Origin of the sequence: Kaistella solincola, from assembly GCF_000812875.1 — a bacterium.
GTDB classification, from domain to species: Bacteria; Bacteroidota; Bacteroidia; order Flavobacteriales; family Weeksellaceae; genus Kaistella; species Kaistella solincola.
This window is the reverse complement of the sequence record NZ_JSYK01000003.1, coordinates 739932-752282: the sequence shown is the minus strand read 5'-3', so window position 1 is coordinate 752282 and position 12351 is coordinate 739932. Positions and strand designations below refer to the sequence as shown.

Annotated in this window: 9 protein-coding genes; 4 read left to right on the top strand and 5 right to left on the bottom strand. The window is 39.7% G+C overall.

Annotated elements, in window-relative coordinates:
- The first annotated feature begins 10 nt into the window (after window positions 1-10).
- From OA84_RS11315 to OA84_RS07490, 3 genes are read left to right on the top strand one after another with little or no spacing between them, the layout of a single operon-like run.
- Entirely contained in the window at window positions 11-1357 is a 1347-nt protein-coding gene (locus OA84_RS11315) for a 3-oxoacid CoA-transferase (RefSeq protein WP_084060882.1), read from the top strand.
- Window positions 1358-1400: 43 nt separating this feature from the next.
- Window positions 1401-1931, top strand: coding sequence for an FUSC family protein (locus OA84_RS07495; protein ID WP_039344312.1), 531 nt, complete (start codon window positions 1401-1403; stop codon window positions 1929-1931).
- 45 nt (window positions 1932-1976) lie between these two features.
- A complete protein-coding gene (locus tag OA84_RS07490) occupies window positions 1977-3197 on the top strand; it encodes an acetyl-CoA C-acyltransferase (RefSeq protein ID WP_039344309.1) in 1221 nt (406 codons plus the stop codon).
- Between the two features lie 219 nt (window positions 3198-3416).
- Here OA84_RS07490 and OA84_RS07480 read toward each other — a convergent pair whose 3' ends face one another.
- The 5 genes from OA84_RS07480 to OA84_RS07455 all read right to left on the bottom strand — a co-directional run bounded on the left by OA84_RS07480 (window position 3417) and on the right by OA84_RS07455 (window position 11531).
- The gene (locus OA84_RS07480; protein WP_039344303.1) at window positions 3417-3863 is read right to left on the bottom strand and encodes a VOC family protein; all 447 of its coding nucleotides are present in this window, start codon (window positions 3861-3863) and stop codon (window positions 3417-3419) included.
- A 53-nt stretch (window positions 3864-3916) separates the two neighbouring features.
- Entirely contained in the window at window positions 3917-4381 is a 465-nt protein-coding gene (locus tag OA84_RS07475) for a GNAT family N-acetyltransferase (protein WP_039344300.1), read from the bottom strand.
- A 77-nt stretch (window positions 4382-4458) separates the two neighbouring features.
- Window positions 4459-4929 (bottom strand): hypothetical protein, encoded by a 471-nt coding sequence (locus tag OA84_RS07470; protein ID WP_039344296.1) that lies wholly within the window; start codon window positions 4927-4929, stop codon window positions 4459-4461.
- 19 nt (window positions 4930-4948) lie between these two features.
- Window positions 4949-5404 carry a DinB family protein gene (locus OA84_RS07465; RefSeq protein ID WP_039344294.1) on the bottom strand — a complete coding sequence of 152 codons (456 nt, stop codon included), beginning with the start codon at window positions 5402-5404 and terminating at the stop codon, window positions 4949-4951.
- A 274-nt stretch (window positions 5405-5678) separates the two neighbouring features.
- Window positions 5679-11531: an alpha-2-macroglobulin family protein gene (locus OA84_RS07455; protein WP_039344288.1), complete on the bottom strand. Its 5853-nt coding sequence runs from the start codon at window positions 11529-11531 to the stop codon at window positions 5679-5681.
- Window positions 11532-11592: 61 nt separating this feature from the next.
- On the opposite strand from OA84_RS07455, the gene OA84_RS07450 reads away from it, so the two are divergent.
- Window positions 11593-12351 carry a UbiA prenyltransferase family protein gene (locus tag OA84_RS07450; protein ID WP_039344285.1) on the top strand — a complete coding sequence of 253 codons (759 nt, stop codon included), beginning with the start codon at window positions 11593-11595 and terminating at the stop codon, window positions 12349-12351.

The window sequence follows — 12351 nt, the reverse complement described above, 5'->3', positions numbered from 1 at the left end:
AATTCAAGTAATGAAAAATGTACCACAAATAAGTCCAAAAGAAGCTGCCAAACTCGTAAAAAGTGGTGATACACTTTTGCAAGGCGGTTTTGGCATGACAGGAAATCCGGTTCACCTGATGCACGCGCTTGCGGAAACGGAGACCAAAGATTTAACATTTATCGGAAATAATGTTGGCGAACCCGGTCTAGGTGGTGGCCGGCTCTTGCGAAACGGACAGTTAAAAAAAATGATCGGTTCCTTTTTCACGTCCAATCCCGAAGCGGTGAAAGCCGCACAAAATGGTGATGTGGAATATGAGCTTATTCCGCAGGGAACTTTAGCTGAAGCGGTGCGCGCAGGCGGTGCAGGTATTGGTGGTTTTTACACCGTAACCGCCGCAGGAACCGAAATTGCTAAAGGCAAAGAAACCAAAGTTATCAGCGGAAAAGAAATGGTTTTTGTTCCCGCAATTCGTGGAAATGTAGCTTTTATCCGCGCCTGGAAAGCTGATGCCGCCGGAAATCTGCAATATCGAATGACGGAGCAGAACTTTAATAAAGCTTTTGCGACCGCCGCAGATTTGGTCATAGCTGAAGTTGAGGAAATCGTAGAAGTTGGCGAAATTGCTCCGGAAAATATTCATACGCAAGGCTGCTACGTTGATTATTTGGTACAGGCGCACACCACTTTGGAAGAATTGGGAAGTTCTGGCTCAGTAAATAAATCGAAAGTAGTTTCCGAAAAGCGGATGAATATGGCAAAACGCGCTTTAGCTGAACTGCGTAAAGGCGAAGTCGTGAATTTAGGAATTGGAATTCCAACCTTAGTAGCTGATTTAATTACACCCGAACACGGAATAATTTTACACACCGAAAACGGAATGCTCGGCGTAGGTCCCGTTCCACAAGACGGCGGTGGCGCAATGGATTATCCGGTAAATGCGGGTAAAATTCCTGTAACCGCGCTTCCGGGAACCAGCTATTTCGACAGCGCGGAATCGTTCGCAATGATTCGCGGTGGTCACGTAGATACCGCAGTTATGGGCGGTTTGCAAGTTGACGAAGCCGGAAATTTAGCAAACTGGGCTGTTCCCGGCGAACCTCTTTTGGGAGTTGGCGGCGCCATGGATTTAGCATCCGGTGCGAAAAAACTCATCATTACCATGATGCACACGGAAAAAGACGGAACTTCGAAAATAGTTCCCGTTTGCGACTTGCCATTAACCACGAAAGGTGCGGTAGACATGGTGATTACTGATTTGGCGGTTTTCCGCTATTTAAATGGTAAACTAACTTTAACCGAATTATTACCCGGTGCAACCATTGAAGAAATACGCGAAAAAACTGCCGTAAAATTCGAAGAAAAACTGCAGTAAGCTTTTGCAAAAGCACGGCTGTTTTCGAAATTAAATTTTAATTATGAGCCCAATTACCGGCTTTAGAAACTTTGTTTTTTCACCCATCATCATTTATATTTTCCGGTGTTGGGTGGGATTTACAATTGGTTTTTGGCTCATGAAACAATTTCCAAATTTCGATCTTTTTTGGGCGTTGCTTTCAATTATGCTGGTCATCTCGCCGGAAGGCAAAGATTCTCCACGCCTGACGATGGAACGTGTAAAAGCCAACTTAATCGGTGCTTTATCTGCGTTCGTGGTGATTGCTTTGCCCGTAGATATTTTTTACAGAATTTTGGTTGGAATTCTGATTGCAGCCTTGCTGTGTAATTTATTTAATCTGCTGAACGTTTCGCGCACCGCGGTCGTTGCCATTATTATAATTCTGATTGAAAAACCAAACGACGGTTTTATGGCATCGATAGATCGCTTTCTTTCGGTTCTGGTTGGGTGTACAATCGGACTTTTGGTTGTGATTTTTACCGGCTCTATGGCCAAATTTTTACATAAAAACATTTTGAAGATTGGGGACAGAGTCAATGACGAAACTTAAAAAATTAAAAAAAACGTATCTTTAAGACTTGAAAAATTAAATCTGATGACAACTAAAAACGCATATATTATTGATGGAACCCGCTCTGCAATTGGGAATTTTAAAGGAAGTCTGGCGCCGGTAAGAACCGATGATTTAATGGCGTCCGTAATTAAAAGTTTAATTGAAAAAAATCCGAATGTTCCGGTTGATAAAATTGATGATGTAATTATCGGCTGCGCAAACCAGGCCGGTGAAGACAACCGAAATATAGCCAGAATGTCGCTGCTTTTGGCAGGACTTCCGGTAACGGTTCCGGGCGAAACCGTAAACAGGTTGTGCGCATCAGGAATGAGCGCAATCGTTCAGGCGTCGCGCGCAATAAAATCAGGTGAAGGCGATCTTTTTATCGCCGGCGGCGTGGAAGGAATGTCACGTGGACCATACGCAATTTCAAAAACTGAAAATGCTTTTGGAACGGATCAGAAAATGTACGACACGAGTTTTGGCTGGCGTTTCATCAACCCGCAAATGGAAAAAATGTACGGCACCGATGCAATGGGGAAAACCGCTGAAAATTTGGCTGAAATGTTCCATATTTCGCGCGAAGAGCAGGACGAATTTGCTTTAAACTCTCAGCAAAAAGCTAAAAAGGCGCAGGACAGTGGACGATTAGCCGAAGAAATCTCGGATATCGTGATTCCAAAAAGGAAAGGTAACCCAACCGTGGTAAATCAGGACGAATTTATTAAGCCCAACTCCACTATGGAGATTTTAGGTAAACTGCGCGCTGCATTTGTAAAGGAAAACGGAACGGTTACCGCCGGAAATGCGTCAGGACTTAATGACGGTGCAGCCGCAGTAATCATTGCTTCCGATGAGGCAATTGAAAAATATAATCTGAAGCCTTTGGCAAAAGTCGTGACTTCCGCCGTGACCGGAACGGAACCAAGAATTATGGGAATCGGTCCGGTGGATGCTACAAAACTGGCGTTGAAAAGAGCAAATCTAACTTTGGAACAAATGGACGTTATCGAACTTAATGAAGCGTTTTCCGCTCAAAGCATTGCGGTATTGAAAGGGCTAGAAATTGCAAACGACGATCCACGCGTGAATATCAACGGTGGTGCAATTGCACTTGGTCACCCACTGGGAATGAGTGGAACGCGAATCACCTACTCCGCTGCTCTGGAACTGAATAAAACCGGAAAAAAATACGCCTTAGCAACAATGTGCATCGGTGTTGGACAGGGTTACGCGGTGATTTTGGAAAACACCAACGTGTAAGAAATTTCAAAATTTGATTAAAAAAGCCGGAAAAAATTTTTCCGGCTTTTTTTTGCCTGCTTTAGGAGCAGATTTTTTGGTTTCTTCGAAAGATAAAATAACCGGACTTCCAGCCCCGATTGCAGCGGCATCCTTTTGCGGAACGAAGTGCAGCAAAAGATACAGCGGAAAGCGGGTTGAAATTTTTAAAGAAGCGAAAACCGTGTTGCTCCTAAAAATTTAGTGTGCCTGAACTTTTGACGGATCGTCGTAATTCACCATCCAGTTGATGCCAAATTTGTCCGTCCACATCCCAAAATAAGCGCCCCAAAACGTGTCGGAAAGCGGCATTGTAACATTTCCGCCGACAGAAAGCCCGTGGAAAACGCGGTCTGCTTCTTCGCGGGAATCAGTGTTTATAGAAAGCGAAATGTTGTTGCCAACCTGGTGCTCGTGCACGCCCGGCATGGTGTCGCTGCCCATCAAAATGGTTTCTTGGGAAATCGGGAGCGTGATGTGCATGATTCTGCTTTTCACGTCATCCGAAAGTGGTGGCATTCCTTCTGCGGGCGGCATATCGCCGAATCTGCCGACCATCGGAAATTCTCCGCCAAAAACGGATTTGTAGAAAATGAAAGCTTCTTCGCAGTTGCCGTCGAAGGTTAAATACGCGTTAATTGATGCCATGCTTTTATTAGTGATTAATTTTTAATGATAAATGGATAGTTGAGAGTTGACAATTAATAATTAATTTTCAGTTCCATTTTGATGTTTGCGCGTTCGTAAGGAGTTTCTTCATCCAGCGGAACTTCTACAAAGCCAAACTTTTCATACATCGCAAGTGCGGGTTTTAAGCTGCGGTTGGAAAGTAAAATCAACTTTTCGAGCCCTAATTTTTTAGCTTCGCGAAGCGAATGCTCCATTAAAATTTTGCCGATGCCTTGACCTTGAAAATTTTCAGTTACCGCCATTTTTGCAAGTTCGTAACCGTCGTGTTCTTTTAACAGTGCGGCTGTTCCAACAATTTTATCGCCGGCTTTTGCAAGAAAAATTTTGCCGCCTTTAGCGATGATTTCTGTTTCGGGATTTGAAAGCTGATGTTCATCAAAATCCTCTACAACAAAATATTTCTGCAGCCATTCTACATTGAGGTTTTTAAAATCGTCGCGGTATTGCGGTTCAAAATCTATGATTTCTATGTCCACTTTTTTAATTGTTAATTGTTGATAATTGGTAATTGATAGTTAACAATTAATATTTAACCATTAATAATTAACCATTATCACTGGTTTGTCCAGTTGGTTTTGTAGGTTAATTTTCCGTCGTAGCTTTTCCACTCGCCGACAAATTCGACGAACTGTCTTTCAATTTGCTGCGTTTTTTTGTTCCAGAAAAAGGTGTAAATCATTTTGCCGGTAAAAATCCCGGAATGCGGACCGCTCGGTTCTTCCGCAAGTTCGTATTCACCAAAAACCATATTTCTCTTTTTGCCGTCTTTGTATTTGGTGAGTGTGAGTTTTCCTTCGAATTTGCTTAAATTATTTTTAACCAAAGTGTTTCCGGACAGAAAATATTGCTGGTCATTTTTCCGGTTTTGCTGCGACAGATTTATTTTGACCTTAATGGGCATTTTTTCCGGACCGATGGTTCCCGTGTACGGCTTGGAATGGTTCATCCAAACTTCGGAAATATTCGGCATTTGCGCAGTTACAAAACTGCTGATCAAAATTAAAAGAAAGAAGATTTTTTTCATTTTTTTGTGTTTTTAAATTTTAGACACCGAATTGCTCAAGATGATGGTTTAAATGTTTGGCAAACATATTATTCCATTCCTGCGCGCTGAGTTTTCCGAAAGAGAAAGATTCTTTTCCGTCAAAAGCTTCGCGGCCCAACTGCTGTGTTTTCTGGATGAAGCCGATAAGGCGCTTTTTTTCCAGGATAAAATCCTGACGCTCTTTAATAATAAATTGCGGAGCTGTTGGTGAATTTTGAGAATACGCTTTTTCACCAACAACCTTGGCTTTTACAAAACGTTTTAAAATAAATTTGGCAATACCGCCGGGTTTTTTGTGTCTCTGCGGTTCGTACACCATTTCGTAAGTTACATTGCAGTGCGCCAGCATTTGGTCCACCGACATTTTTCCCCAAATTGGTACGGCGAAAGGTGTTAATTTATTTATTCTGTCAATATAATTCTGTGCCTGCTGCGCATTGAAAACGTCCTGCATATTTTTCTGGTTTTTGTTTCTAACAAATATATTTAAAAAATATCAGGTTAAAACGACCTTTTTTCTGAAAACGGCATTTTGGACAAGCGATTGAAATGGAAATCCTTTTTTATCGGAAAAGGCAAAAGCGGCGGGAAATAAAAAAGATTGCAATGGAAAGCGCGGTCCCGAAAATTGCCGGTTAAAGCCGGTAATTTTTCGGGATGGCCCAAAAAAATCCGCTTCAAAATGAAACGGATTTGGTTGTGCGATTGCTTCGTTGCTCGCAATGACTTTACTCGGAAATGGTGATTTTCGTGCCTTTCGTATGCGCGTTCATTTGCGGTGCGTAGTAATTTTGCAGCGTTGTGATGCCGTTGCTGAAAGTGCCCGAAGCGTTGCAAATGTAGTCGTACTCGAAGACGTATTTTCCTTTCGGCATGTACTCGATGTAGAAGTTCGTCGAGGCGTCTTTCGTGGACTGATAGTAGCCGAGGCCGTTTTTCCAGTCGTAGCCGGAAATTACGCTGAGCGGCTCGAAACCTGCCGCGCGCATGTCTTTCAGGTGAATGTATTCCATGTTGCGGTCGGTATTTAAAATCATTCTCACCGTTACTTTATCGCCAACCTTCAGTGGTGAATTTGTGTTGATTTTTACCAATTCTTCGCCATTTACGGTTTTCACTTTTTTGTAAAGTTCTTTGGTGATTGAAAGGTAAGATTCTGAGGATTTTATTTTGTCTAAATCTTCGTAATACTGCCAGAACAAGCCACCTTGCACGATGCCCGAACCAGGTTTGGTAACGGTTACCGTCCCTAAATTTTTATTTATTTCAGCAGATTTTAAAGTTTTTTTCACATATCCTGTTGCTGCGGAATCTGCGTTGGCGAGTTCTTTACCGCCCCAGATGATTGTGGCTTTGTCACTTTCCGGCGTAGTCCAGGATTTTCCGGAATTTAAAATTGTGAAAATAACTTCGGCGGTGCCGCGAGAACTTCCCCAGGAATTGACTTCTTTCTGGGTGATAAGCCAGATTTTAAGTTCTTCGATAAAATTAACGTCTTGAGGCGCCAATTTTTCGAAAGCTTCCAAAGCGCCCGCGTGATTCACCGTTTTCGAAGAATACCAGCCCCAGTCATTCAAATTTTGCTTCCAATAAACGCCCTGCGTTTCAGTGTCTGTCGAAGTTTCTTTAAGGTAAGTCAGGAATTTTTTCGCGATATTTTTTTGACCGTAATTATTAAACAAAAGCGCTAAACGGTGCAAACCAAAGAAGGTAAAATCGGTGATTTTTTCTGTTTTTGCCTTTGAAATAACGGCATTTTTCAGCGCCGCGCCTTTTTGTTTTAAAGGAAATTCTTTTTCCCAATAATTGCGCGTATCCAGATAATCGAGGACGAAATTATTTACAACAAATTTTTTGTCGATTTCGCCATATTTCAGAACTTCCTGATCGACATAATTAATGAGTTTTGCCACGAGTTCTTTTTGCTCAGAAGACTGATAATCCGCTGTATTGCCTTTCAGCCAGACATTGATTCTGCCGAGGTTTTTCAGAATGTAGAGCGAGGTCGAATAGGAACTCGGATAACCGGAATACCAGGAAAATCCACCGTCAGGATTTTGCAGTTTTTGCAATTCTGCCCAATCATCATTAATGGAATTTCTCATCGTATTGGCATCGAATAATCTTGCGATTTTCTGCATTTGCTCGGTCTCGTTCTGGCTTTCCAAAACCCACGGCGTTTCTTCCAAAAGCAGCTGTTTAAGTTCCAGATTTTTTTCGAGGTTTGAAGTCAGCAAACCTTTACTTTGGTATTCTTCGAAAACGGTTTTCAGCTTCGGATTGGCTTTGAAGATTTCTGCCGCCAAAACATCGGCAAACCATTTATTGAAAATAACGTCGGCAGAATTGTTCTGGTCATTTTTTAAACTTGGCAAAGCGAACAAAATTTCCCAGATCGGATTTGTGGTCAGTTCCAAAGTGTTTGAAAAATTATTTGCCGTTGTAGAGGCATTTTTTGCTAAATTTTCTAAAGTGAAAGTTTTGGTTTGTCCTTCTTTCACAAAAATTGGAACGGTGTCGGTAACCAACATTCTGTTTGGTAAAACGGCAATTGCCATTTGTTCGCCGTCGGAAAAATTACCTGCTTTAGCGACTATTTTTATGATTATGGAGGAAACGTGGTTCGGAACTTTTATTTTCCAGTTCACAACTTCGTTTCCGTTTTCATTCAGGTTAAAAGATTTTTGAGTTTCGTTTAAACTAAATTTATCCGAAATATCTTCATTTGTAAAAGCATCTAAAATCTGCAGTTGTGCCGTTCCGCTGAGTTTTTTAGCAACCAAGCTCGAAAGTTTAGATTGCAGATTCAATTCATCACCTTCTCTCAAAAACCTTGGATAATTCGGCGTTACCGAAAATTCTTTCTGCGTAATGACTGTTTTTTCTAAAGTTGCACTTCTGGCGTCTTTGGTGTGCGCAAGAAACATGAGTTTCCACTGTGTTAAAGCTTCCGGCGAGGTGAATTCAAAAGTGACGTTCCCGTCTTTATCAGTCAGCAAATTCGGGTAGAAAAACGCGGTTTCGTTAAGATTTTGGCGAACCGGGATTTTATCTAAATCTTTCTTTAAAATCACACTTTCAATTTCTTGCGCTTTAGCAGAATCGGTAGCATATCCTAAACTTTTCTTTTGTCTTTTTGTTCCTAATGCGGTAACAACCACTTCCTCCATCGCCTTCGAATCACGCATTTCTACCGCTGTAGGCATAGGAGCAGAAACGCTATTATACATTCTATAAATATTTCCATCAAACCAATTAAAATTTGGAATATTGATATTTTTCTGATTCAAATAAGGAACTCTTTTGCTGTAATTTGCCTGTGCTAAATAATCCTGAACCGCGTAAGAATTCATAATAAAATATTTGCGGTAAATCTGCTGCCATGAGTAAGAATTGCCCGCAAACTGGTCCAAAGATTTATCGTACATATTTGCGAGAACTTCCGCATTTACTTTTTCTTTCTCATCGCCAAGGACTTTCACCGTCCATTTTTCTTTCGAGTTTGGCTGCAGCTTGTCGCGGAAAGTTAACGTTTGAATCCGTAAAGGTTTTTTGTCGGAGCTGATTGCTAAATTCAGGTTTTCGGTTTTCACATCGTTGAAAGCCACGAGCTGAAACTGAAGATTAATCTGGTTAATACTTTCATCTGTCGGAAAAGCAACTTCATATGCTAAAACTCCGTTTTTTAGAGATTTTTGCTCGGTCACCGTTTCTCCATTTCCGTTTTGAAGGTAAATATTTACCAAAGCATCCGGCACAGCAGAATAAACGTAAATTTTCGCTTTTTCATTCCTGCCGTATTCCAGCTTTGGCTGAAGAACTTTCAGGAAAGGTTTTTGCGAATCGGTTAAAAATCTTTTATCGAAAACTTCAAATATTTTTTGGGTTTTAATCGTGTCTTTTTCTTCAATATTATAAAGTTCGAGCTTATACTTTCCGGCAGCTAAGGAACCAAGATTTAAAATTTGTTCCTTATCTTGGGTTGGTTCTTGCGTCTTTTCAATAACCACTTTTTTAGTTTTGGCTTCTTTTTCTTCGACTGAAAAATAATCGTGAGGAAACTTCTGAACGAATTCTGCTTTTGAAAATTTCGGTAAATTCTGAATCTCATTTTCAAAGTTTGAACGGAAAATTCTTTCTTCACCTTCAAGCTTTGACAGTTTTACGTGGTATGATTTCGCTAAATTCTGGTCGTTATAATTTTTGGTTTCAACCTTAATTTTTACGGGTTCATCTGTAAAAGAATCTTTAATTTCATCAGCTTTAATATAATGCGAAACTGATGCAACTTTCACATTTTCGGTAGCTGATTGCGTTTCACCATTGATGTCAGTGACCGAAGCATTAATTTCGTAATTATCAATTTGAATTCCCTTTAAAGTTTCATCTTTTTCAAGCGCAACTCTAATGGTAAACTCCCCTTTTTCGTTGGTTTTCACCTCACCTAAAATCGAATTTTGGTTATCGTTTCCTCGAGGAAACCAATAAAAGTACATCCAGCGGATATTGCGTTTTTTAATCTCGTAATTTACGGTAGCGTTGCTGAGAGGAACACCGGAAAACATGACGGCTTTTCCTTTTATTTCGATGGTTTGACCATATTTATATTCGTCTTTTACCGGATCGATGGTGACTTCAAATTTTGGTCTTTTATATTCTTCAACTCCGAAATATTTTGTTGCTTCACGATCCAAATCATCCGTTCTCACCTGAAGCGAAAACTGACCGTTTAATTTTCCGTTCGGTAAAATGAAATTGCCGTTGTAAGAACCAAATTCGTTTGTTGTAAAAGTTTGCGTAGAAACATCCTCACCGTTGGCGTCGCGCAAAGTAATTTTTTGTGAAATGCCAGCGGCTACAGACTCGTTTTCCTGCAGCAATTTGGTATTGATGACTTTAAAATAAACGGTTTGCCCCGGCCGGTAAATCGCGCGGTCCAGAAAAATTTGCGCCAAATTTTGTTGTGTTGCTTTTTTCGGTTCATTATAATAGTTTTCGCCGTAGGCCTGCATCAAGTTATAATCATTTGTCGCCGGCTGCTGCACCAAATAATACCGGTAATTACGGTGATTTTTAGAAACCGGAAAATTGAAAATCGCGGAACCGTCGGTTTTTGAATCGAAAGCTGTCGCAGTCTTTCTGTCTACAAATTCATAAATTTTTAAGCTGCTGTTTGGCAAAGATTTTCCGTTTTCGCGGCTCACCAGTTTCAGCTGGTTTTTGGCTGCTTTTTGGTCATTTTTTTTGTTAAAAATAATGCGTGAATTGGTCGCGATAAAATAAAAATTTTGCTGAATGGCGCCATCAACCACATATTCTGCTAAATAAATTCCGGAGGTAAGCGGCTTAATTTCGAGTGAAGTTTTATGCGTTTTGAAATCATTCAGCATCGGCAAAGCGTAGGTTTCTTTCCGAACTAAAGTTTTTTTCACCGCTGCAAAACGGTTTTTATCGTAAGAATTGGTGACGTATTGCAGAAAATTCTGCTCGTCATTTTTCACTTCATAAATATTCAGCGAAAATTGGGATACGTTTTTAGCTTCAGCAACAAAATGAATCGGCAAATTTGCTTGCATGTGCGTTTCGTAATGAATCGATAAAACCGGCTGTGTAATGGAGTTTTCCTGATTTAATATATGATTAATCAACTTTGATTTTCCAAATTTTTGCTTTGCTTCTTTAATTAAAATCAATGCTTCGCTGAACTTTTGTTCTTCCGTAAGTTCCTGAATAAGGTCACCATAAATCACAACTTTATAATCGCCTTCTGTGGATGAATTCAACAAATTTCGCAGCAGTTCTTCTTTATTTTCACAGTTGGTAAATTCACACTCGTCTTCCAGTTTTTGATGTTGAAAAAAAAGCTTCGAATTGCCAGTATTTTTTTGAATCAGCTCAGCATATAATTGGGAAATTTTCGCTTGGTTTACCTTTAATTCATTTGGTGTAAAAAGTTCATTACTTTTTAAAAACTCAATTTCATTTAAAGCATTCCATTCAAAAAAAGTCGGGAAATATTCCGCGTTTTCAGATTCGTCGAAAATTTGCTGATATTTTGAAAGCGGAATTTTTGCTAATTCTGCGTTTTTAGTTTCAAGCTCCGCGAAATGTTTGCTTAAAAAGTTTTTAAAATCAAGTTTGCTCCACGTTTCTATTTGCGCAAAATCCTGCGAATTAAAATTTGTACGCTGATTTATTTGCCACAAGTTATCATCATAATATTCGCTGAAAAATTCACCTAAAAGCACCTCATAAACCAACTTCTGCTCGCCTTTCAGCTCATTTCCAAAGGTTGAAAGTTTAGAAAAAAACCGGCTTGCAGCGTCATTATTTTCATCATCTCCAGTTTGGTTTACAATGCTGAATTCCGCTTTCAAAGAGCGTATAAGCTGAACGGTGTTGTCATCTTTCATAGCTTTCTTCTGGATTTCTAAAATGAGTGGTAAATTGGATTTGTATTTTCCGGACTTATAATTTTCGGCAACTTTTTTCCATTGTTCATCGTAATATTTTTGCCCGAAAAGTCCCGAGCAGAAAGCGAAAAAAATGAGAAGGCTGAGAATCTTGGTGAATTTTTTCATATAATGGTGCTTGAATCCAATTTAGGATACTAAAAGGTTTTATTGGTTAAATTTGCACGGAATGCAGATTTTAAATTTACTAAAAAAATACGTGATAGACAGTCAAATTTACGTTTCCGTGATGGGAACTTCGCTGGCTGTTTTTTTTATGCTGGAGCAAAATCTGGTTAAAGCTCCCACCATTCTTTTAATATTTATCACCTACTTCAGTGGCTATCTTTATACCAAATATCAAAATGCCGGAAAATTATTTTACCGAATTTTAGCATTTAACGTGGTTTGCGGCATTCTTTCTGCCATTTTAATTCTTTATAATCACAATGAAAATCGACTTATAAAATGGCTGATCATCGTAGTTTTAGGACTTTTATACGACAGCACTTTTCTGACCTTTTTTGTGCGTAAAATTCCACTTTTTAAAATCTTTTACGTCGGTTTAACCTGGGCTTTAATTAATTCCTGGTTAATTTTACCCGAATTTAATGCTGAAATTTTCTGGATAAGCTGGTTATTTATTACCGCGTTGGTATTACCGTTCGACATCCGTGATATGGACTCGGACACGGTGGTGACTTTTCCGCGCTTAATCGGTGTGCAGAACACCAAATATTTTGCTTATTTTCTGGTGTTTTTAAGCTTAATAATAGCTGCATTTTCTTTGGAAATTTTATTCTGCATTGCATTTTTTCTGACGTCAGTCTGCAATTTTCTGCTTATTTATTTTTCCGAAAAAACCAATAAAGATTCCTACTTTTCTTTTTGGGTGGAAACGTGTTCGGGTTTGCCGCTTTTAATTATCATTTTAATGAAGTATTTTTGA